The following is a 21,461-nucleotide window of genomic DNA, read 5'->3' as shown; positions in this document are numbered from 1 at the left end:
AATGGAATTCATTTTTTTGTTATGCCAAGGCTATGAGATATTTGAAAAGAATCACATTGAAGGATTTTTGCAGACAAAAAATAAGCCCTTGTAATAACAAGGGCTTATTTAGATATTTGGCGGAAGCGGTGAGATTCGAACTCACGGAGGACTCACACCCTCGTCGGTTTTCAAGACCGGTGCATTAAACCGCTCTGCCACGCTTCCATGTGCGTAAGAATACAAAGCTTGCCCTGTTTATACAAGAGAAATTTAACTGCAATGTATTCAAATGCATATTGTTTCATCAATTTTACAGTTTAGCGGCTAATTCAGCACCATCTCGGATCGCACGCTTCGCATCAAGCTCTGCTGCAAGCTTCGCTCCACCAATAATATGATAGTTTGCTAAAGTGTTTTCACCTTCTTTTGGCATCAAATCTTTGACCGATTCCTGTCCTGCACAGACCACAATGGTATCTACGCGCAACAATTGATCATGCCCATTATGTTCAACCCATAACCCTTCATCGGTGACTGCTTTATATTGCACACCACGCAGCATACGTACGGCATGTTTTTTAAGTTGCGCGCGATGTACCCAGCCTGAAGTTTTACCTAAGCCGATACCCAATGGTGTAGTTTTACGTTGTAGCAAATAGATTTGACGAACTGGCATTTCAACTTCTGGACGCTGCATCCCACCTTCTGAAATATAATCAGGATCTGGATCAACGCCCCATTCACGCTGCCACTCTGCTAACGGTTGTGGCTGAGGTTGATGTGGAGGTTTTAACAGAAACTCTGAAACATCAAAGCCAATACCACCCGCACCGATCACAGCAACTTTATGTCCTACTTCTGCACCACGTAAAACCTCTGCATAAGACAGGACTTGTGGTGCTGTGCTGCCTTGAATCTTTAAGGCACGTGGTACCACACCTGTTGCCACTACAACTTCATCAAAGCCTTCTCGCTCTAACTGTTCACGGCTAATCCGTGTATTTAAACGTACATCAACACCAGTCTGTTTCAATTGCACTTTAAAATAACGAATGGTTTCATGGAACTCTTCTTTACCCGGAACCACTTTTGCCAAATTAAACTGACCGCCGACATCCTCATTTGCTTCAAACAAAGTCACGGCGTGACCACGGCTTGCAGCTACAGTCGCAGCCGACATGCCTGCAACACCACCGCCAACGACTGCAATGCGTTTTGGTTTCTTGGTTTTGATATAAACCAGTTCCGTTTCAAAACATGCCTGTGGATTGACGAGACAAGTGACACGCTGGTTTTTAAAAGCATGATCTAAACACGCCTGATTACAAGCGATACAGGTATTAATTTCATCGACACGATTGGTGGCTGTTTTATTGACCCAATACGGATCAGCTAAGAACGGACGCGCCATTTGCACCATATCGGCCTTGCCTGAAGCAATAATTTCTTCAGCAACATCGGGCATATTGATACGATTCGATGCAATCACAGGCACCGACACATGCTGTTTCACAGCAGCGGTATAGTCGACAAATGCTGCACGCGGCACAGAGGTTACAATCGTAGGTACACGCGCTTCATGCCAGCCAATGCCTGTATTTAACAGTGTAATCCCAGCTTTTTCTAATGCCTTGGCAACCACAATCACTTCCTGCATGGTATTGCCATCATGCACCAGATCCAGCAATGATAAGCGGAATGCGATAATGAATTTCTCACCAACTTTGGCACGGATTGCCTTAACAATTTCTACAGGAAAACGCATACGGTTTTCAATATCGCCGCCCCAACGATCGGTACGTTTATTCACATGGCTACTCAGGAACTGGTTAATTAAATAGCCTTCTGAGCCCATGATTTCTACGCCATCATAGCCTGCTTTTTTGGCCAGACTTGCGCAACGTGCATAATCGTCAATGGTTGCTAAAATCTGTGAATCAGACATTTGACGTGGTTTAAATGGATTAATCGGTGCCTGAATTGGAGAAGAAGATACCGAAAAAGGATGATAACCATAACGCCCAGAGTGCAAAATCTGCATAAGAATCTTTGCACCATGCTTATGTACTGCATGCGTAACCAGACGATGATGCGGAATATCTGCCAGACTATTCATCGTGCCGCCTGCAGGTAACAACCAGCCTTGACGGTTTGGAGAAATCCCCCCAGTAATGATTAAGCCAACACCGCCCTTTGCACGTTCACCAAAATAAGCTGCAAGTTTAGGATAATTAAAAAAACGATCTTCTAAACCTGAATGCATCGAGCCCATCACGACACGGTTTTTAATTGTAGTAAAACCCAAATGTAATGGTTTTAAGATATTTGCATAGCTAGTCATGGTATTCCTTCTTTAATTTTGGCTTTGCAACTTGTTGCATAGTACTTTAATACTTTTTTATTGATTTGGGATGACTGTAAATCGAATTTTAATGGTTGAAAGTGTCAATTTAGCTTAAACCCTTTCAATATTCTTCAAGGCAAACACATAAAAAAAGCAGCCATTTAACTGACTGCTGTTCTGATATTGAAAATGAAAGCTTAATGCTGTTGATTACCTGAATAGGCCAAATGACTTTTTGGCTTTTTCACTTTGAGCGAACTCATCACAATCCCCAAACAAATAAATGCCGCACCAATCAGGATATTCAGCGTTAAAGGTTCATGCCAGATCAAAAAACCAAACAACAAGCTGAGAATTGGAATACACATGATCGAGATCGAGGCAATAAAAGTATCCACTTGACTCACGATCCAGTTCCACAATACAAACGCAAATCCCGTTCCGATCACTGCAATATAAAATAAGGCCGATTCATTTAAAGGATTGAGCCAAACTTGGACATCTACAGGTTCAAAAGCTAAAGCACCGACAAAAATAACAGCTCCACCCAGTAATAGTTGCCAAATGGTCAGCTTAATTTTGTCATACGTCGCAAAATTCTTTTTGATAAACACCGTCGATAAGGCCCAGAAGAAACCAGAACCAATTAACAAGATTTGCCCAAGCAATGAGGTATTCATATGGATATGCTGAAGTTGCGGCCAAAGAATAGCAATCAGTCCCAGCGTCCCTAAAATAAGTCCGATGCCTTTTTGGCTATTCAAACGCTCATTTAAGAAATAATGAGCCAGCACACCAATAAAAATTGGCATGGTAAATACCAGCACTGCCGATAATCCCGAATCTACAAATTGCATAGCAAAAGTTTGCGTTGCATAGAAGCCAAGACAAATCAGCAAGCTTAAAATGATGAGCGGTTTCCATTCAGCCTGTTTGGGCAAAATCGATTTCTTCAAAATTCGTTGTACAACCATTAAGGTCAATGCAGCCAGAATCAAACGCGTAGAGATAAACAGGAATGGTGGAAATACCTGTAAACTATGTTTGACCAAGCCCCACAAAGAACCCCAGACCAAACATAACAACGCGATTGCGCTAACGACTCGAATATTCACGTGTTGTACTCAACCCTTGGAAAGTCATGTTAGTGTATAAAATAAATGACATCATGAATAATGCTATGTTTTAATAGATACATCATTTTTTTTGATGCCTATTCAGCGACCTCTCCTTTTTGATTTTTATCTGTTGGAATAGATGAGCTGGAATGATTGAGGAATTGCCGTGAATATTGATATTAATGATATCCGATCTTTTGTTACTGTGGCCGAGCTTAAGAGCATTACGGCGGCGGCGCATAAGCTCAATTATTTACAATCCAATATGACTGCAAAAATCAAGAAAATTGAAAATCATTACAAACGCCAGTTATTTATTCGTAGACCTAAAGGCGTTGAGCTGACTGAATCAGGCATGAATTTGTATACCCAATACAAAAAGATGATGTTCACTTGGGAAGAAACTGAAAATAAAATCTATCAACAAGAAAGTGTCTTACGTTTTGGAACCAATACCAGTCTCGGCGGGATGCGTTTTCATCCTTCATTTAGCAAATTATATGAAGCTTATCCAGAGCTATCCATCACTATGAAAACTGGCTCTACAGGCTATATAGAAGATGAAATTCTAGCGGGCAATCTGGATATGGCCTATGCACTGGGGCATCCCAAACAAAAGAATCTGCAATATATAAAAAAGGCGGATGATCAACTGGTGATTATTGGCAAAAATATGATTAACCATGACAATCTTGAGGAATGTCTGAATCACCAAAATATCTTGCTGGCCTCTGAACAATGCTGCTATGCCACAACTTTAGATAGCATCTATACAGACTACAATCTCATCAAAGGTGAACTCACTCATATTTACGATCATGAAGCTTTAATTCACTTTACCCAGTTGGGTATGGGTATTTCCATGATCGCCAAATCTTTGATCGAGAAATACAAGATTCAATATTATCGGGAAACCCCTGAACAATATCGGGACATAGGCTTATACCTGATTGCACGCAATGACCATGTCTTTACACCGATCGAGAAGCAATTTATTGGCTTAAATGATTCACTTTAAGATCAATTTGAACATTAGCGATAAATTTTACAGACTTTCTCCCACTTCGCCTCCCTTGGCTTATGAAAGCCCATCAAGAGATAATGCCTTATGATGAATACTTATCGTAAAACTTTATATTTTTCTGATGTTAATCTATTTTTCAAATGAAAAAAAAAGAATTCCTTTCCTAACACAAAAAAAATCGATTTGAAAAGTGATATAGTACGGGACGTATAAATTCTCTTTGGTCACCGATGTATTAGGGTGCCTATTTCGAAATAGTTAGGACTAGCAATGACTGATAATGCAACGATCTTGCAGAATGTACCAGTAGGTAAAAAAGTTGGGATTGCCTTCTCTGGTGGTTTAGACACTTCAGCAGCTTTATTATGGATGAAACAGAAAGGCGCAGAGCCTTATGCATATACTGCAAATCTGGGTCAACCTGATGAAGATGACTATGATGCTATTCCAAAGAAAGCTGAACAGTACGGCGCAGTCAAAGCTCGATTAATCGATTGTCGTTTACAACTTGCGCTTGAAGGTATTGCAGCGATTCAATGCGGTGCATTCCATATCAGTACGGGTGGTGTTCCTTATTTCAATACCACACCTTTGGGTCGTGCAGTGACAGGTACCATGCTTGTTACCGCAATGAAAGAAGATGACGTCAACATTTGGGGTGACGGCTCAACTTATAAAGGTAACGATATTGAGCGTTTCTATCGTTATGGTTTATTGACCAACCCTGCTCTCAAAATCTATAAGCCTTGGTTAGACCAACAGTTTATTGATGAGTTAGGTGGTCGTGCCGAAATGTCGCAATTCCTGATCGACAACGGCTTTGACTATAAAATGTCAAAAGAAAAAGCGTATTCAACTGACTCAAATATGTTGGGTGCGACGCACGAAGCAAAAGATTTAGAATACTTAAATGCTGGTATTAAAATCGTCGATCCGATCATGGGTGTTGCATTCTGGAAAGAAGAAGTTGAAATTCAACCAGAAGAAGTGAGCATTACTTTTGAAGAAGGTATGCCAGTTGCATTAAATGGTCAACGTATCGAAGATCCAGTTGAATTCATTTTAGAAGCAAACCGTATTGGTGGTCGTCATGGTTTAGGCATGTCTGACCAAATCGAAAACCGTATCATCGAGGCGAAATCTCGCGGTATTTATGAAGCACCGGGTATGGCTTTGTTACATATCGCTTATGAGCGTTTGGTTACTGGTATCCATAACGAAGACACGATTGAACAATACCGCATTAATGGTTTACGTTTAGGTCGTTTACTTTACCAAGGTCGCTGGTTCGATTCACAAGCGCTCATGCTTCGTGAAACTTCACAACGTTGGGTTGCTAAGGCAATTACAGGTACTGTGACACTCGAATTACGTCGTGGTAATGATTACACTATCATGAACACTGAATCTCCTAACCTCACTTATGAAGCTGAGCGTTTAACAATGGAGAAAGGTGATTCAATGTTTACACCGATGGATCGTATCGGTCAGTTAACTATGCGTAACCTTGATATCACAGATACACGTGCAAAACTTGGTATCTACACAGAAACTGGTCTACTTTCTGTAGGTCAAGGCTCTGCGATTCCACAGTTGGAAAACAAATCAAAATAAGCGTTTGATACACAGGTATCAAATTCTGAAAAGGCTGAATATTTGATTCAGCCTTTTTTTGTGGACATCAAAAATAAACGCTTTCAATCATTCCATTTATAGAACAACACGTCGCATTAAAAGACTATTTATCCCTATTATGAATCGATAATATAAGCATCAAGCAGAACATAATAATTTGGGAGATGAAAGATGAATGCTTATCTACATCGCAGTGAAAATCGTGGTCATGTCAAAGCTGGCTGGTTAGACACCTATCATAGCTTTTCATTTGGTAGCTGGTACAATCCGAAATACATGGGTGTCAGTGCCCTTCGCGTAATTAACGACGATACGGTTGCCGCACATAATGGTTTTGGGACTCACCCCCATGACAACATGGAAATCCTGACCTGTGTACTGGATGGCACCATTTCCCATAAAGACAGCATGGGCAATGAAGGCCAGATCAATGCCGGTGAATGGCAGTTGATGAGCGCTGGAACTGGGGTCACCCACAGTGAAATGAATAAGCATGATAAAGCGGTGCATCTGTTACAGATCTGGATTCAACCAAATGTACAAGATGCTGAACCAACCTATCAGCAAATTCAGCTCAATCCAAAAGACCATCCAAACCAATGGCACTTGATTGCAGGTGATGAATCTGCACCGATGTCGATTCGTCAAAATGCTGAAGTAAAAACTGCAGTGATTGAAAAGGATCAACATCTAGAGATTACAGCACAGAAAAAAGTGAACTATGTGCATGTCATTTCAGGTGAAGTGATGATTGCAGATCATTTAGTGAAAGCTGGTGATGCCTTGCTATTTGATGAAACAGCAACCATTACCGCACTACATGACAGTCAGATGATTTGGTTTGATCTACCTTAAGCCCCAGTTTAACTCGTACTCCTCCCTCAGGGGTACGGGCTTTTTAATCACTACTTCCCCCACCATCACAACTACCCGAATCCGAACTACTACTGTCGCTTATACTACAGTGATCTATATGTCTGGAATCATTAGGTTGAGATGTATCATTGATATAAGGTGTTGGCGAATATGAATGGCTCGAGTCAGAAGAAGCTTGCCTAGCACGCGTTTTCTTTACCAAGAAAATGAATAAAATCAAGCCAATGACAATAAATACAATAATAAATAGCAGCATTAGAAATCTTGAGTACCCTGCCAATCTTTAGAAACGACTATATCTTGAGTCTATGTTTAAAAAAGGATAGACATTAAAAAAGCCCGATTAACGGGCTTTTCTACAACCTTGAACATTTTTAAAAACAATCTAAATTGTTTCGTTCGTTGTTAGCTGTGTATTCAGGTCATCATATCTTTTTGCATTTAGGCAAGATTTCTCTTAAATCCCAAATAGTATATGACTTCCTTATTGATTAAATTAGCACCAATCTCGAACGGGGTCAAGCATCCTTTTAATGCTTTAAAAATAGAGCCAACAGACCTAGACCACGTTAAATAAAACTTTCTGGTGGCTGACTGCAAATCAAAATAATGTCGTCGAGAAAACGTAAAGATTATTTCTTTTTGCGTTCTTTATCTACAAGATATTCAACGACCTGAACCACTTTTTCGTCCCCACCCTGTACAATATATTTGCCATTTACAACAACCGCTGGCACACCTGTAAGTTGGTATTTACGGGCCAATTGATTAGATTCGGCAATTTTTGCAGTGATTGCAAAAGAATCGAACATGGTATTAAATTTTTTCTCAGGCACACCATATTGGGTAAAAAATTTAGCAAAAGCATCCTTCTGCAAAACTTTTTGGTTGCCTGAAAAATTAGCATGGAATAACGGTAAATGTGTACGTTTACGTACCCCTAAGGCCTCACTCGCATAATATGCACGAGCACCTTGTTCCCACATGGGAGTCATTGCTGCTGGCGTACGAAGAAAATACACATCATTTGGAATTTTCTTTAACCAGCTTTGCATATGTGGTTCTAATTTAAAACAATAGGTACACCCATACCAAAAGAACTCACGTACCTCGATTTTATCGGGCACGGACGTTTTTTCTGGATTTTGTACAACCGTATAATCTTTACCTGCAACAAAATCAGCAGCCATCGTATGTGTAGAAAAGACTGCAAAAATTACAGCTACACTCTTTAAAATAAAATTTTTCATTAATTTCGCTATCCTCACAGCGCTTTTTAGTGCGCTTGAGTCTTTATAAAAAAAACACAATTCCGAGACGTTATCGTAGAATCTGTTCACATCCTTATAACAGGAGAATTAAGCTACGACATTAATATTTTACAGGGGAAATAGTTCACAATAGGCAAGATTTATAATTTTCTCATTAAAATCAAAAATTAAACTACAAAAACACAACATCTTCACAGGTTATATTATTAATTTCGCCTATCCCTATCGACTCTTTTGTCGGTGTACCCAAGCTTGTTTTTAATTTCTTAGATTCTCAAATGAAGTGCAACACCATTCCATATAAGAACGTGAACTAGTTCCCCCAAAACGCCCCCAAACAAAAAACCGCCGATTAAGGCGGTTTTTTAAGTTGCTGATTTATCAGCTAATCTTGGTAGGTATATCCAGACTCGAACTGGAGACCTCTACGATGTCAACGTAGCGCTTATTCAATAAATTCAATTACTTAATTCTAATCGGCGCCCTGTTTTAGCCCGTTATTTTTGTTACATTATTCGTTCATATTTTGAACATCACTTTATTTTTACTGATTGCAGATTTCATCATATTTTTCAATACAGAAAAAAGATTACCTTATTTCTGCCAATAAGGTGGCGAACCATAGACTTCTGAAAAATAATCAATTATTACTCTAATATTGAGTGGAGGATGTCTAACATTCGGATAAATAGCTGCTATATGCTGTGCTTGTGGCTTAATTGACACTTCATACTGAGGTAAAAGCTCAATAAGTCCCCCTTCTTTTAAAGCCTCTCCAATTAGCCAGTCAGGAAATAAAACGATCCCCATACCACCAAGTGCTGCTTTCATTAAGCTTTCAGCGTTATTTGAAGAAAATACTGGTGCAACTGGATAGTGTATCCATTCATCTTTATGCATTTTTACTAGCCATCTATTTGGGCCTTCAAACCCATTATATACCAAACATTTATGCTCATTTATTTGTGCAGGGCTCTCTAAAATTCCATATTTTTTAATATATTGAGCAGAAGCAGCCAAATGGTATTTTTGTGTTCCAAAAATACGTGCATGAAAGGAAGAGTCAGTAAGCGTTCCTATACGGAAAATGAGATCAGTACTTTCCCGAAATGGATCTATAAATTCATCAGTCTGTATCAATTCAATCAATAATCGTGGGTAACGTTCTGATAGCCCAGGCAACCAAGGAGCGATATGTCTTTGCCCAAAAAAAACAGGAGCATTAATTCTTATCAGGCCAGATGGTTCAATGGTTTTATCATGTAATGCTTTTTGAGCTTCATCAAACTGTTCTATTATTTTTTTTGCATATTCAAAAAATAATTTGCCCGATTCTGTTGGCGTGATAGCCCTTGTATTGCGATAAAAAAGTTGCTGCCCCAGTGCATCTTCAAGTTGCTGGATTGTCCTGGAAATCATTGAAGCAGATACATCCACTTTTCGTGCAACAACAGAAAAATTTTGAGCATTATAAACACTTATAAAAAAGCGCAGGGTTCGGATATCAATTGAATTTGCAAGATTCATTTGTGCAATTTCTGCAATAGTGATTAATGAATTATGCTATTTTTCTATTCAGTTAACCACTCTAATATTTATTGCCTTCACCAGATAAGGCAATATTGAATGCAAATTTTATTATTATTTCTAGCTATTTTAGGCGGAATGGGGCTGTCCGTAGAGGCTGGATTATTAGGCCCCTTAGGCACAGAAGTTGGAAAATTATGGGCTACTCTTAGTATTTTTGGTGTAGGAGCTGCTCTCACTTTTTTATTAATGTTATTTTTTAGCCCACGCAATAGCCCTTCATTTTTCTCTCTCCCATCTTGGCAGTTATTAGGAGGTGTTATTGGTCCCATCTACGTCATTATCCTTACTACTACCGCACCGATCATTGGCGTAGCCCTGACTATGATTGGTATTTTGGCTGGCCAAGTCTTTAAAAGTCTTATTATTGATCATTACGGTTTGCTGGGTAATCAGCAAAGAAAAGTTGATCGTAAACGACTTTTTGCACTGATTTCGATTGTGATCGCCCTTTTACTAGTAGCAAAAGCTTAGGAAAATAATATGACTATTTTAATGATCTTATTAGCCGTGGTTGGTGGTGCACTTCTTAGTGTTCAGGCTGCAATCAATGGGCAGCTTGGAAGCAAGGTTGGTGTATTTCGTAGCGCCTTTTTAACTTTTTCTGTAGGGGCTTTGATTACAGCATTATTGATTTTTTATTTTGAACCCAAGCAAACTGTAACACTTTTAGAAGTGCCCAAATGGCAACTATTAGGTGCGATGTGTGGGGTTCCTTACATTGTAATTATGGTATTAGCTGTACAAAGAATTGGGACTGCCTTAGCCACTATTGCTGTAATTTTTGGGCAGCTTTTAATGAGTATGCTTATTGATAACTTTGGTTGGCTTGGTAATGCTGCGCTACCCTTTTCCACATATAGATTGGGAGCACTTATTTTCTTAGGTTTTGCATTATATCTAATTTATTCAAGTAACAAAATTAAAGAAATAAAAGTATAAAATCTACTACGCCTAAGTCTATTGGATAGTCCTTGTTATTCGAAGAATGAATCAAAACAAATGGATCCCTATCCAATTACGTTAGAGTTTCCATAATTTTAAGAAGCCCTCATTTGAGGGCTTTTTCTATTTCAATCCATGCATCCGCTTTTGATTGTTAGTCATTAAAAAAACTAAACAGTATGTTCTGTACAGCGACTGTTATTATTCCCTCACAAAAATTAAACAGAGGGTAAAAACTAACGATGGCGACACCATATATTGTGGTTGGCTGCCCTACTACAGGCGGCGGGCAAGTTATATCAGGCAACAGTATGTTCCTGATCGAAGGCATACCCGTAGCATGTGTGGGAGACAAGGCAACATGTCCCAAGCATAAAACGGTCGCAACGATTATCTCTGGCGATCCCTACATGCAGATCTTTGGTAAAGCTGCTGCACGAGTCAATGATTCTTTATCATGTGGCTGTAAGTTACTACCTAAGCAGAGTCTGGTCGTTCAAGATAACGGTGGAGGCGTTGGAAGTGGCCAAAGCATTGCCCCTGCCGTGGCCCCAAATCAGGATAGCTTTGTTAAGGAAAACCCCGATAAAGAATATGAGATACAATTCCAATTAAAGGATGAACAGACGCAGAAAACGTTTAGTGAAATTCCATATTCGATCATCTATAAGAAGAATGGGAAAGTAGAAACTGGATGGACGGACGCAGAAGGTAAAACTCACATTATCAATGCTAACTCACCTGATGAAGTTGAGTTTCAAACAATTGATGCCTCAAAACCGTTACCACCCTTATAAGGATCTAAAATATGACACAAGATAGAATATTTTCGCCTACTCTAATCCCATCCTTAGATAATGAAGTCAAAGTCTGCCATGCAGATGAATTATTAGATCCTTTACTTTGTAATAGTATCGTTAAAGTACTTAACTATCATACAACGGTACCTTACACTTTTATGATGAACCAAGCTCAATGGGACTGGGTAAAACAGAAATATCCCTTTGAGCATGATTTAGCTATTCGGTTTGGACTTGAGTATGACTTGCGCCAGTTTAGCGATACGGTATTAGAACGCTATTCTTTTCATACAATGATGTATTTAAAGTTCACCTTGTATGCACAAAAGCATTCAAGAAATAAAGGGGCAGAAATGATCTTAGAATTAGCAAAAGATTCTTTTTCTGCTCGAATGGCAATTGCTAAGAAAAATTTTGGTGAAATCATTGATTTAGCATTATCGAATGCAAGCAAGCCTGTTCTTGCAGCAAATGCTCTGGCAGTATTTACCAACAATGGCCCTTTTGGAATTAATGAATATATGTATCAAAATGTCTTTGGACGTTCATATGATAGAGCAACAGTTTCTCAATATATTCAAAACTACAACTACACTCCACCTAAAAACCGTTTTTCACTATGAAAATGACATTAATCCCCGTACTAGCTATTTCATGTTTATTCTTAACATCTTGTAAAGCATCATCTGATAAAGATGATATTGATCAATTTGTAAAAGTAGATCTGAAAAACTATGCAACTGATAACTACAGAGTTTTTATCGAAGCTAATAAGAACTTCTCTAATGATCCTGCATTAAAAGAAACGCTTTTTAATAATACATACGTAAAGCTGGAAACTGCTCGTAGTCTTTTAAGTGAAGAGTATCCTGATTGGGTGGAAGGTTTAGACCACAATGGTTTCGATTATGCAGATCTCAATACGATATGCTGGATGACAGTCTATATGGAAAACTATGTAGGCAAAATTGGTGAGAAGTATAAAAAAGATCTTAAAGTTGAAACTCTAAGTGATGTACATCGACTCTATGAAGAAAGGGAAAAGGTCATCAAATTAAGAGATAGTAAAGAGCAAACCGCTAAAAATTTTGTTGAAGTCTGTACATAACACTCTAATCACATCATTTAAAGTAGCTACAATATAATGATGTAAAAGAATGCCAACTTAGATTGGCATTCTTTAAATATTTTACAACTAATTAAGATGATAGCTGCGTGTGAAATATGCCTAGTAAAATACACAAAACTCCTTTAGAAAATTTCTGTCAACTCCATCTTTAGTAATCCCGCTTTATACAAGAATTCTATACCAACAAATTCGGGCTTATAAAAATGATCATTCTCATCATCTCCATGTTGCGCAATAACTGCGCCTTCCCACTCTTTTATTCCACACACATATGACAAAGTAGTTGGTAGTGTAAAATCTAAAATCTCGAGAGTAGGTAGTGTTAGCCAAACATGAATATTGGTCGGTTTCGTAATATCGCGTGGTTGACTAAAATATGTAATTCGTTCCTCCATAGGTTCGTAAAAAGCTTTACCTCCAACTTTTCTTTCAATATGGCCGATTGTTAAAATACTATTAACCCCATAAAATTCATCTACATAAGGTTTTAAAGCATAGTGAACCCCAAGACATTGAGCAACTAATAGGTCCGGTGTTAAATTTAAGTGTTTTATATAATCATGAAATTCTAGCAAGGACTCATCTGTTACAAGCCGTTGATTGGTCTTTTTAAATGATTTATATGTGCCTAAACCATTTTTTAACGTATTTTTGACGGCATTTGAAAACTCAAGCTCATAACCCGTTTTATTTGAAAAAAATAATTTTATCTTTTCAAACATAATTTAACCTTATACTTGTTAAAATAATAACTAATGTTTTATAAGCTAAATAATACTAAATCTATTTATTTGAACAATTCTTAACAAATTAAGTATTAATTCATGTGATCTTGAAATGCCTTCATTAAAGGGCTTTTACACATATCCCATTTTTAAGAAAAGGTCCTTTTTGGCTGCACGGCGATGAACAAGCCCACCTAGTGCTTCAGTGATAAAGAGTTAGAGCCAATGAATGAAATAGAAGAAATTGTTTTAGGCCAATATAGAGAAAATCGACCAACACTATATGTTAATTCAAAACTCAAGTTCGGATCACATGAATGAAATAAAGCCCTTATCAGGAAAAAAGATCAGATTATTCTTTTAGGGCTTAAGTTTAAGTAATGTCTTTATTTGTAATCCCCAATTAATACAATAACTTACATATTTTTAATTTTATAATTATTATTCAATTGCATATATAAGATACAATCTTATAAAATTTAATTAATAAAGTTTATATCTAAATTTTTGCATATCATGTGGCATGTTTAGTTTTACATACCATTTATCACCCTTTGGATTTCCAATGACGATTGCATCAACCTCAAAAGCGTCATGTTCAGATAAACTTTTTATTTTTATAAAATTACAAAATTCTTTGGCACTACTCTCATTTAGATATCCGACCCTTAAAGTATCAATATATACTCCAACCTTTCCTGTAGCTTCTTGAGCAATAATTGCATCCTTTTTGACCTTAATAAACTCTTCACTCTCTATCCCTATCACTGTTTTCAATTCATTCTGATAAAGTATAACTATTACTTCATGTCCATACTCCTCTCCTGCTTCATTAAATATTTTCCCTAGAATATTTAGCGTAGTATTAGGCATTTCTTGTACCCTGCCTTTTTTTCTTATATTTTTTTCAAACTTAAAATATAGCACCCATAATAATACTATTGTTATAAGAAAAGCAAAAATCATATTATTTCACTCTTATATATACAATCCAAAATCACTCACTTAATCAACAAACTGTAAACGACAATTAGAGAGCTATTTATAGCTCTCTAACGCCAACTTATTAACTATACTAAATAGTTAAAATTCTAAATCAATAATGACCATTTAGATTGTTCATTATTTCCTTTAGGCTGATTAATCACTGGCTGCTGTGAATCTGGCTGTACAGGGGGATTCTGTTTAGGATCAGATTGCTGTTGTTGTCCAGGTGGTTGATTTTGTTGATTAGACTGTTGTTTTGAATTATCTTGATTCTGAGACATTAGTGTCTCTCCTGTATAATGATGTGTAGATAACTATCTATCACTCATTCACAATAAGCCTTTAGTTGATATATAGATAGCACGAACTTTCATTAAGTTGTAATTAATTAATTCCTACAAAATTTAGAAAACTATAATTAACTAATAAATATGAACATTACACTCCAAAGCTTTACACCTATATTATTATCTCTAAATCCTTTCTCATTAAATCCTTAATTAAAATCAAGGTGTTTCAACTTAAGCTTCAGATTAGTATTACTAACTTCTTTCAAAACACATTTAACCAATAAACTCAATTAATTCTTTAAAGTTCAAGCTATTGAAATTATTTTATTAAAAAAGCCTAAAATAGGCTTTCTAATTTAAGAAAAACTTTAAGCAATGAAAAAGCTAACTTTTTTTACCAATTAGTTTTGCTTGGACGAGTAAAGGTACAGTCTGTAAATTTTCAACATTTCCATGCAACATATAGCCTTGATTATCCTCTTGAAAAGTTAAATTAAGTTTTAGTAATCCAGAACCTCCAAAAAGAGAATGTACATTTATATTGTGCTTGCTGAGACTTAAGATTAGCCGATTCTCTTCAATATACCCATTGTAAGAATAGGTTGTATCTCCTCCATTAGCTATCTCATCATCAACAACAAGTATTCCATTTCCAAAATCTTTATCACTGCTTTTAAATGTTAGTAAGTAAATTCCATCTTTCATAGCTAGCTCACCAAACGATACTGAATATACAGTTATATTATTTTAACTCAGGATCATCACAAAAAGTCTATAAACCGCCATTGAATTGTAATACTTTATTTTTACAAGAATAATAAAATGTTTAAAAAGAAGACATTATACAAGTAGGATTAGTTTTATTTAATGGACTCTCATATATTTCAAGAGGCAGATCATATTATTCTTGAGTTCAGTATTACCAAGTTAACCTTTATAAAAACTTTTTCTTAAGAAAACTGAATACAAGCCTGATTAACAATAAAAAAGATAATACCCAACCAAACTACGTAAAAAATAGATATGCTTGAGAATACATCCAAAAACTTATAGGAATAACAATCAAACCCAAAACTATTCTATGCTAGTTGAGATATGTAACTATAAAATCCCACTTTCAAGTAATTTAATATAATACCAATTCTTATAAGCTGTTATTTTCATTTAGGTTAATTAGCACTACTCATCAATCTTACCAGTAGATTATCGTGTCATAATTAAATAACTGAATAAAAATTATCTATGTTACTCTATACAAGACTCTTCTTAAGAAACACTCTGCTATGAATTACACATATCCGTATATCGCAGGTACGTTTCTCTGGTCATTTTTGCTACCTAAATATTGGTTTATCTGGGTTTCTATTGGAATTTTATTAGTGTTGGCATTATTGCCCTGGGCGCTTCAATGGCGTCTTGCAGAAATTTTATCAAAAATAGCATGGAAGACTTTAGGATCTCGCCGAAAGACAACTCTTCGTAACTTACACTTATGTTTTCCTCAGAAATCGTCCTATCAAATTGAATTAGATGCTAAACAAATTTTTTTTAATGGAATGCTTGGTTATTTTGAGGCTATAAATTCTTGGTACTCACCTAAATGGTTTGCAAATAGAATTCATATAGATGGATTAGAACACCTTAAAAAGCATAAAGGCAAAGGTATACTGCTCCTTGGGAGTCATACTACACTTTTAGATGCTGGAGGTTTCGTAAGTAGTTGCTTCTTTAATTTAGATGTTGTGTATAGACCGCAAAATAACCTTCTTTTAAATTTCTTGATCATTAGAGGGCGTTCTAGAGTTTATCAGAATCAAATTCCGAAAAATGATATGAAGGAGCTTATCAAAAATTTAAAGCAAGGTCATGCTATATGGTATAGCCCAGATCAAGACTTCGGTTTAAAACAAGGTGTAATGGCCCCTTTCTTCAATGTTCCTGCAGCCACCCTGACAGCTCATAGGCGTTTAATGAAAATTGCAGACGCAGTTGCCATTCCATTATTTTTCTATAGGACAGGTGATATAAAGAACCCTCAATATCATGTTCTCTTAGAGCCTGCATTAGACAATTTTCCAAGTACCGATGAAGTAGTTGATGCGACTAGAGTTAATCAAATACTTGAAAACCAAATTAGCATGTATCCTACACAATATATGTGGTTCCACCGTAGATTTAAGACCCGTCCCTTGGGGGAGGAAAGTCTATATTAAGTTACATAATTTTGTGTATGTAAGAAAATAAAAAGCCCACATATAGTGAGCTTTTTATTTTTCTATAAATTAAATAGCTTTAATATAAGTAGCTTGTGGACCTTTCTTACCCTGACCAGAAACGAAACTTACTCGTTGACCTTCATTCAGAACTTTAAAGCCACTGCTTTGAATCTCGCTGAAATGAGCAAATAAATCTTCACCAGAATCAGCCTGGATGAAACCAAAACCTTTAGCTTCATTGAACCACTTAACTGTACCAGTAGATGTATCAGACATATTTTAAACCTTATATACTTTATTTAGGGATTAAATCATAATTTTAAAAATGCTTTAATCCATTTCATCTTTATTAAAAAGATACTACAAATGTGTGAATTAGTTAGATTAATCGATAAAGTTGATTAACATCAGTATAGAAACTATTTCCATCTAAATTAAAGTCAATTTCTTGGCCACAATTTAGTAGTACTCTTTTTCCAACCTCTACCCATTTGAAACCTTGCAACGTACTCTGTTGACGTTTCAAAGGGATAATTTTCACACAAATTTCATTGCCATTGATGGCTTTGGCTACGCGCCAGTCATTAATAATTGTTAACACAAAATCACTCTACTTAAGAGCTCAAATGATTGATTTTATTTACTATACGCTAGACAGATAAGAGGTGATAACTGAGTTTCTAGAATTTAATAATATATAGCTTTATTCAGATTTATATAAGCTAACTTAGTCGTTATTCGTCTTCTCAAACAAAATATCAACTTTAAATACATCACAGAGCAAAATTAATTTAGTCGGTTGGTAGCGGGAGCTGGATTTGAACCAACGACCTTCGGGTTATGAGCCCGACGAGCTACCAGACTGCTCCATCCCGCACCGACGAGTTAGGTTTATAGGCTCTTTACCGTTCATAAGCAAGCTTAATCGTGATTAGCAGTGCTAGAAGGTCAATATACATACTATTATTCTATATTTGAGAGTTTAATCAAACTTCCTAAGAACAACTCATGTTTAACTGTATGGTGTTACCACTCTGTCTAAGACCTTGCTACAGCAACAGCTAGCTCTACGATACGACTAGGACATGGGAAATTACCCATAAATTTTTAAAATTGGAATTATCATGATTACATTACATCACTTAAATCAATCACGCTCTTTTCGAATTTTGTGGTTACTTGAAGAAATTAAAGAACCTTATCAGTTGAAGTGCTATTACCGGGACTTAACCACGCATTTGGCTCCTGAGTCATTAAAAAAGATCCATCCTTTAGGAAAATCTCCCGTGATTGAGTGGGAAGGTAAAGTCATTGCAGAATCGGGTGCTATAGTAGAGTTATTAATTCAAAAGCTTGCCCCTCACCTAGCACCAGATATAAATGATGCTGCATATGCAGATTACCTACAATGGATTCATTTCGCTGAAAGCTCGGCCATGGTCCCATTTCTACTAAAAACTTTTAATGCGATAGAAATGAAACAGGGAACCAAATTGGCATTTCTAGAAGACTATGCTCAAGTTGAATTTGATAAAGTCTTTGGTTTTTTAAATAATTATCTAGATAATAAAGAATTTTTAGTAGGCGATCGTTTAACTGGAGCAGACTTTATGATGGGATTCGGACTTCATGGCTTAATCCATAATATGGCCCAAGGTGAAAATTATCCACATCTTCAAAGCTATGTTGAACGTTTGAGCCTTCTTCCGAGTTGGAAAGCAGCAGAAAAGATTGAAAAAGATAGCCTAATCTTAAAAAACAAAAATTAAGGATAATTAAGAAAATTTGCAAAGAAATTAGCCAATGATAAAAGCCCTCCTCAGAGGGCTCACATCTATATCAGATCATATGTTTTTTTGATTCACTCTTTTAGACAGCTCTTCTGCGGATTCTTTTCTCTCTGAATAACGATCGGTTAGATACTGGCTTTGCCCACGGGTAAGCAAGGTAAATTTATAAAGCTCCTCCATCACATCCACAATGCGGTCGTAGTAAGAAGAAGCTTTCATACGTCCATCCTCTTCAAATTCCAAAAATGCTTTAGGAATTGAAGATTGGTTTGGAATCGTAATCATCCTCATCCAGCGTCCCAAAATACGCATCTGATTCACGCTATTAAACGATTGCGATCCCCCACAGACTTGCATCAATGCTAATGTTTTACCTTGAGTCGCACGAATTGCCCCGCCAGCAAGCGGAATCCAGTCAATTTGCGATTTAAAGATTGAGCTCATGGAACCATGACGTTCAGGTGAGCACCACACCATCCCTTCAGACCAGGCGAGTAAATCATGCAACTCTTTCACCTTTGGATGCTCAGTGTCCGCATCTTCAGGTAAGGGCAAACCTTTCGGATGAAAAATTTTTACTTCAGCACCAAACTGCTCCAAGATACGCCCTGCTTCCATCACCGCCAATCGGCTGTATGAGCGTTCGCGGTTAGAACCATACAGCAGCAAAATTCGTGGTGGATGATCCAGCTGTTTAGCTTGTACTTTTTCTAAAGTAGGTTGATCCAAAAGATTCATATCTACATTTGGGAGAGTCATAAGAGTTAAACCTCTTCTTTAAAAAACTTTTTTCTGAGCCACAAAGACACACCAACTAAAGCGATCAATACTGGCACCTCAACCAAAGGACCAATCACTGTGGTAAATGCCACAGGTGAAGCTAAACCAAAGGTTGCAATTGCGACAGCCAAAGCCAGTTCAAAATTATTCCCAGCAGCCGTAAACGAAATTGCTGTTGTTTTAGGATAGTCATTCCCCATCCATTTGCTCATAAAGAAGCTAATGAAGAACATCACGATAAAGTAAATCGTCAATGGAATGGCAATACGCAAGACATCCATCGGTAAGCTCACCACATCGCTACCTTTCAGGCTAAACATCGCCACAATCGTGAACAATAAAGCTAACAAACTCAGTGGACTGATCTTAGGTAAGAAGACATTTTGATACCAATCAAGACCTTTAGCTTTCACTAGAGTGAATCGTGTAATAAAGCCAAGGAAAAATGGAATTCCCAAATACACTAATACCGCATGGGTAATGGTCCAAAAATCGACATTGATCACTTGCCCTTCAACACCAAAATAAGGTGGTAGGAAGGTCAAGAACAACCACGCATACGTACTAAAAAATAAAATTTGGAAGATACTATTAAATGCTACCAATGCAGCTACATATTGGTTATCACCGCAAGCTAAACCATTCCACACCAAGACCATTGCAATACAGCGAGCTAACCCAATCAGGATTAGGCCTGTCATGTATTCTGGATAACTATGCAAAAAAATAATGGCTAATGCAAACATTAGTACTGGTGCTATCACCCAGTTCTGTACCAAAGACAAAGTTAAGGTTTTTTTGTCTTTAAACACTTGTGGTAGGGCTGCATAATCCACTTTGGCTAACGGTGGATACATCATCAGAATCAAACCAATCGCAATTGGAATATTGACGGAATCCACACTCATTTTATCCAAAGCGACGGAGGCTTGCGGAAAGAACACACCTATCGCAATTCCCAATGCCATGGCGATAAAAATCCATAGAGTGAGGTTGCGATCTAGAAAGGACAATCTTTGCTGAGCCATGATGTTCTCATTCAATATCTGAGATGTGATTGATTGCAGAAATCAATTCAGAGCGTGTCATATTTGCTGTGTCCAGTGCGAATAGAGCATCTAAACGACGATTAATATGGTCTACAGTCACTTGGAATGCCTGTAGCTTTTCTTCTTTCGGCAAATCTAAATGTGAAGGATCAGCCAAGCCCCAATGTGCCTTGATCGCTCCGCCCAAATAAAGGGGACACGCTTCCTGAGCTGCTGAATCACAAACAGTAATCACCACGTCAGGCTGGTATTGTTCGCAGTCATCAATAGTTTTGCTCCACAAACCATCTGTTGAGAGGCCAAGATTTTCTAAAGTTTCTATAGTCAACGGATGTACTTGCCCTGATGGCTTACTACCTGCACTGTATGCTTTCCACCCTTCATGCGCACGACTGTTAAAAAGAACTTCTGACAGGATGCTACGGCAGCTGTTGCCTGTACATAGAAATAAAAATTTCATTGATATTACTCACATTGAATTGATATTGACGAAATAACATTTTGATTGTTAATAGTTTCATCATTTTGATTTGCAATAATATTTAAAACAGATTTAGCCCATTCAGGAATATCTGGATTTAAACTGTAATACACCCATTGCCCTTTTCTTTCGTCTAGCAATATGGAAAGGTTTCTTAATAGTGCCAAGTGTCGAGAAATTTTAGGTTGATTCAGTTCAAGTTGTTCTGTGAGCTCACAGACACAAATACTGTTTTTAGCAAGAACCAACCTCAAGATATCCAAACGAGTTTGATCTGAAAGACATTTGAAGAAATCAGTTTGATCCATTTTCTAGCTCAACTTAGTATTATTATTTAAATATACGCATATCCGCATATACATACAAGAAGTTTATATTGATAATTGTTTTTTTATAAAAAATGCCAATCCCTTAAAATTGGCATTTTTCATG

The 21,461-nt window shown here is 37.1% G+C and carries 24 protein-coding genes and 2 tRNA genes; 10 read left to right on the top strand and 16 right to left on the bottom strand.

Annotated features, from left to right (window positions below):
* Positions 1–117: 117 nt before the first annotated feature.
* The 3 genes from EC846_RS07955 to EC846_RS07945 form a co-directional block, all read right to left on the bottom strand.
* Positions 118–207 (bottom strand) — tRNA-Ser (locus EC846_RS07955).
* An 85-nt stretch (positions 208–292) separates the two neighbouring features.
* Entirely contained in the window at positions 293–2,323 is a 2,031-nt protein-coding gene (locus EC846_RS07950; protein ID WP_123774799.1) for an NADPH-dependent 2,4-dienoyl-CoA reductase, read from the bottom strand.
* A gap of 200 nt (positions 2,324–2,523) precedes the next feature.
* Positions 2,524–3,441 (bottom strand): DMT family transporter, encoded by a 918-nt coding sequence (locus EC846_RS07945; protein WP_123774798.1) that lies wholly within the window; start codon positions 3,439–3,441, stop codon positions 2,524–2,526.
* Positions 3,442–3,610: 169 nt separating this feature from the next.
* Between EC846_RS07945 and EC846_RS07940 the strand changes: the two genes are divergently transcribed.
* From EC846_RS07940 to EC846_RS07930, 3 genes are all read left to right on the top strand, one after another.
* Positions 3,611–4,462, top strand: a complete 852-nt coding sequence (locus EC846_RS07940) for a LysR family transcriptional regulator (protein WP_123774797.1) — start codon at positions 3,611–3,613, stop codon at positions 4,460–4,462.
* Positions 4,463–4,738: 276 nt separating this feature from the next.
* The gene (gene argG / locus EC846_RS07935) at positions 4,739–6,082 is read left to right on the top strand and encodes an argininosuccinate synthase (RefSeq protein WP_004770443.1); all 1,344 of its coding nucleotides are present in this window, start codon (positions 4,739–4,741) and stop codon (positions 6,080–6,082) included.
* Positions 6,083–6,274: 192 nt separating this feature from the next.
* Positions 6,275–6,958, top strand: coding sequence for a pirin family protein (locus EC846_RS07930; RefSeq protein ID WP_123774796.1), 684 nt, complete (start codon positions 6,275–6,277; stop codon positions 6,956–6,958).
* A 653-nt stretch (positions 6,959–7,611) separates the two neighbouring features.
* Here the strand turns inward: EC846_RS07930 and EC846_RS07920 are convergent.
* Complete coding sequence (locus tag EC846_RS07920) at positions 7,612–8,229, bottom strand: thiol:disulfide interchange protein DsbA/DsbL (protein WP_123774794.1); 618 nt, start codon at positions 8,227–8,229, stop codon at positions 7,612–7,614.
* 615 nt (positions 8,230–8,844) lie between these two features.
* Positions 8,845–9,777, bottom strand: a complete 933-nt coding sequence (locus EC846_RS07915; protein ID WP_123774793.1) for a LysR family transcriptional regulator — start codon at positions 9,775–9,777, stop codon at positions 8,845–8,847.
* Positions 9,778–9,876: 99 nt separating this feature from the next.
* On the opposite strand from EC846_RS07915, the gene EC846_RS07910 reads away from it, so the two are divergent.
* From EC846_RS07910 to EC846_RS07890, 5 genes are all read left to right on the top strand, one after another.
* The gene (locus EC846_RS07910; protein ID WP_123774792.1) at positions 9,877–10,311 is read left to right on the top strand and encodes a DMT family transporter; all 435 of its coding nucleotides are present in this window, start codon (positions 9,877–9,879) and stop codon (positions 10,309–10,311) included.
* 9 nt (positions 10,312–10,320) lie between these two features.
* Positions 10,321–10,779: a DMT family transporter gene (locus EC846_RS07905; RefSeq protein ID WP_047428593.1), complete on the top strand. Its 459-nt coding sequence runs from the start codon at positions 10,321–10,323 to the stop codon at positions 10,777–10,779.
* A gap of 245 nt (positions 10,780–11,024) precedes the next feature.
* On the top strand, positions 11,025–11,579 hold the full coding sequence (locus EC846_RS07900; protein WP_123774791.1) for a PAAR domain-containing protein: 555 nt from the start codon (positions 11,025–11,027) through the stop codon (positions 11,577–11,579).
* Positions 11,580–11,590: 11 nt separating this feature from the next.
* Entirely contained in the window at positions 11,591–12,205 is a 615-nt protein-coding gene (locus tag EC846_RS07895; protein WP_047428598.1) for a hypothetical protein, read from the top strand.
* A complete protein-coding gene (locus EC846_RS07890; RefSeq protein WP_047428601.1) occupies positions 12,202–12,690 on the top strand; it encodes a hypothetical protein in 489 nt (162 codons plus the stop codon). Before EC846_RS07895 ends, EC846_RS07890 begins: the two co-directional genes overlap by 4 nt.
* Before the next feature lie 143 nt (positions 12,691–12,833).
* On the opposite strand, the gene EC846_RS07885 is transcribed toward EC846_RS07890, so the two are convergent.
* From EC846_RS07885 to EC846_RS07875, 4 genes are all read right to left on the bottom strand, one after another.
* Positions 12,834–13,433, bottom strand: a complete 600-nt coding sequence (locus EC846_RS07885; protein WP_123774790.1) for a hypothetical protein — start codon at positions 13,431–13,433, stop codon at positions 12,834–12,836.
* A gap of 486 nt (positions 13,434–13,919) precedes the next feature.
* Positions 13,920–14,402, bottom strand: coding sequence for a hypothetical protein (locus EC846_RS07880; RefSeq protein WP_123774789.1), 483 nt, complete (start codon positions 14,400–14,402; stop codon positions 13,920–13,922).
* Between the two features lie 125 nt (positions 14,403–14,527).
* Positions 14,528–14,704: a hypothetical protein gene (locus EC846_RS18305; RefSeq protein ID WP_171410001.1), complete on the bottom strand. Its 177-nt coding sequence runs from the start codon at positions 14,702–14,704 to the stop codon at positions 14,528–14,530.
* Positions 14,705–15,097: 393 nt separating this feature from the next.
* Positions 15,098–15,418 carry a GrlR family regulatory protein gene (locus tag EC846_RS07875; protein WP_123774788.1) on the bottom strand — a complete coding sequence of 107 codons (321 nt, stop codon included), beginning with the start codon at positions 15,416–15,418 and terminating at the stop codon, positions 15,098–15,100.
* 578 nt (positions 15,419–15,996) lie between these two features.
* Between EC846_RS07875 and EC846_RS07870 the strand changes: the two genes are divergently transcribed.
* A complete protein-coding gene (locus EC846_RS07870; RefSeq protein WP_123774787.1) occupies positions 15,997–16,926 on the top strand; it encodes a lauroyl acyltransferase in 930 nt (309 codons plus the stop codon).
* A gap of 69 nt (positions 16,927–16,995) precedes the next feature.
* Here the strand turns inward: EC846_RS07870 and EC846_RS07865 are convergent, their stop codons facing one another.
* The 3 genes from EC846_RS07865 to EC846_RS07855 form a co-directional block, all read right to left on the bottom strand.
* Positions 16,996–17,205, bottom strand: coding sequence for a cold-shock protein (locus tag EC846_RS07865; RefSeq protein WP_032866722.1), 210 nt, complete (start codon positions 17,203–17,205; stop codon positions 16,996–16,998).
* A gap of 103 nt (positions 17,206–17,308) precedes the next feature.
* On the bottom strand, positions 17,309–17,530 hold the full coding sequence (locus tag EC846_RS07860) for a hypothetical protein (protein WP_047428614.1): 222 nt from the start codon (positions 17,528–17,530) through the stop codon (positions 17,309–17,311).
* A gap of 199 nt (positions 17,531–17,729) precedes the next feature.
* A tRNA-Met gene (locus tag EC846_RS07855) sits at positions 17,730–17,806 on the bottom strand.
* Positions 17,807–18,053: 247 nt separating this feature from the next.
* Between EC846_RS07855 and EC846_RS07850 the strand changes: the two genes are divergently transcribed.
* Entirely contained in the window at positions 18,054–18,698 is a 645-nt protein-coding gene (locus EC846_RS07850) for a glutathione S-transferase family protein (RefSeq protein ID WP_123774786.1), read from the top strand.
* 75 nt (positions 18,699–18,773) lie between these two features.
* Here the strand turns inward: EC846_RS07850 and arsH are convergent, their stop codons facing one another.
* Genes arsH through EC846_RS07830 form a run of 4 tightly spaced genes read right to left on the bottom strand, consistent with a single transcriptional unit; the run spans position 18,774 to position 21,337 of the window.
* The gene (gene arsH / locus EC846_RS07845) at positions 18,774–19,478 is read right to left on the bottom strand and encodes an arsenical resistance protein ArsH (protein ID WP_123774785.1); all 705 of its coding nucleotides are present in this window, start codon (positions 19,476–19,478) and stop codon (positions 18,774–18,776) included.
* A 5-nt stretch (positions 19,479–19,483) separates the two neighbouring features.
* On the bottom strand, positions 19,484–20,527 hold the full coding sequence (gene arsB, locus EC846_RS07840) for an ACR3 family arsenite efflux transporter (RefSeq protein ID WP_123774784.1): 1,044 nt from the start codon (positions 20,525–20,527) through the stop codon (positions 19,484–19,486).
* Positions 20,528–20,534: 7 nt separating this feature from the next.
* Complete coding sequence (locus EC846_RS07835) at positions 20,535–21,008, bottom strand: arsenate reductase ArsC (protein ID WP_123774783.1); 474 nt, start codon at positions 21,006–21,008, stop codon at positions 20,535–20,537.
* Between the two features lie 5 nt (positions 21,009–21,013).
* The gene (locus EC846_RS07830; RefSeq protein WP_123774782.1) at positions 21,014–21,337 is read right to left on the bottom strand and encodes an ArsR/SmtB family transcription factor; all 324 of its coding nucleotides are present in this window, start codon (positions 21,335–21,337) and stop codon (positions 21,014–21,016) included.
* Positions 21,338–21,461: the final 124 nt, after the last annotated feature.

The organism is Acinetobacter sp. BIGb0102 (assembly GCF_003815055.1).
Lineage (GTDB): Bacteria > Pseudomonadota > Gammaproteobacteria > Pseudomonadales > Moraxellaceae > Acinetobacter > Acinetobacter vivianii.
The sequence above is the reverse complement of the archived record's forward strand: the minus strand, read 5'-3'. Positions and strand labels throughout refer to the sequence as shown.

Bases quoted from the DNA above. Each gene is read 5' to 3' on its own strand.
- EC846_RS07900 (WP_123774791.1), top strand. From the start codon at position 11,025: ATGGCGACACCATATATTGTGGTTGGCTGCCCTACTACAGGCGGCGGG.
- EC846_RS18305 (WP_171410001.1), bottom strand. From the start codon at position 14,704: ATGTCTCAGAATCAAGATAATTCAAAACAACAGTCTAATCAACAAAAT.
- argG (WP_004770443.1), top strand. From the start codon at position 4,739: ATGACTGATAATGCAACGATCTTGCAGAATGTACCAGTAGGTAAAAAA.
- EC846_RS07920 (WP_123774794.1), bottom strand. From the start codon at position 8,229: ATGAAAAATTTTATTTTAAAGAGTGTAGCTGTAATTTTTGCAGTCTTT.
- EC846_RS07865 (WP_032866722.1), bottom strand. From the start codon at position 17,205: ATGTCTGATACATCTACTGGTACAGTTAAGTGGTTCAATGAAGCTAAA.
- EC846_RS07885 (WP_123774790.1), bottom strand. From the start codon at position 13,433: ATGTTTGAAAAGATAAAATTATTTTTTTCAAATAAAACGGGTTATGAG.
- EC846_RS07910 (WP_123774792.1), top strand. From the start codon at position 9,877: ATGCAAATTTTATTATTATTTCTAGCTATTTTAGGCGGAATGGGGCTG.
- EC846_RS07875 (WP_123774788.1), bottom strand. From the start codon at position 15,418: ATGAAAGATGGAATTTACTTACTAACATTTAAAAGCAGTGATAAAGAT.
- arsB (WP_123774784.1), bottom strand. From the start codon at position 20,527: ATGGCTCAGCAAAGATTGTCCTTTCTAGATCGCAACCTCACTCTATGG.
- arsH (WP_123774785.1), bottom strand. From the start codon at position 19,478: ATGACTCTCCCAAATGTAGATATGAATCTTTTGGATCAACCTACTTTA.
- EC846_RS07915 (WP_123774793.1), bottom strand. From the start codon at position 9,777: ATGAATCTTGCAAATTCAATTGATATCCGAACCCTGCGCTTTTTTATA.
- EC846_RS07950 (WP_123774799.1), bottom strand. From the start codon at position 2,323: ATGACTAGCTATGCAAATATCTTAAAACCATTACATTTGGGTTTTACT.
- EC846_RS07880 (WP_123774789.1), bottom strand. From the start codon at position 14,402: ATGATTTTTGCTTTTCTTATAACAATAGTATTATTATGGGTGCTATAT.
- EC846_RS07930 (WP_123774796.1), top strand. From the start codon at position 6,275: ATGAATGCTTATCTACATCGCAGTGAAAATCGTGGTCATGTCAAAGCT.
- EC846_RS07870 (WP_123774787.1), top strand. From the start codon at position 15,997: ATGAATTACACATATCCGTATATCGCAGGTACGTTTCTCTGGTCATTT.
- EC846_RS07830 (WP_123774782.1), bottom strand. From the start codon at position 21,337: ATGGATCAAACTGATTTCTTCAAATGTCTTTCAGATCAAACTCGTTTG.
- EC846_RS07890 (WP_047428601.1), top strand. From the start codon at position 12,202: ATGAAAATGACATTAATCCCCGTACTAGCTATTTCATGTTTATTCTTA.
- EC846_RS07895 (WP_047428598.1), top strand. From the start codon at position 11,591: ATGACACAAGATAGAATATTTTCGCCTACTCTAATCCCATCCTTAGAT.
- EC846_RS07850 (WP_123774786.1), top strand. From the start codon at position 18,054: ATGATTACATTACATCACTTAAATCAATCACGCTCTTTTCGAATTTTG.
- EC846_RS07835 (WP_123774783.1), bottom strand. From the start codon at position 21,008: ATGAAATTTTTATTTCTATGTACAGGCAACAGCTGCCGTAGCATCCTG.
- EC846_RS07905 (WP_047428593.1), top strand. From the start codon at position 10,321: ATGACTATTTTAATGATCTTATTAGCCGTGGTTGGTGGTGCACTTCTT.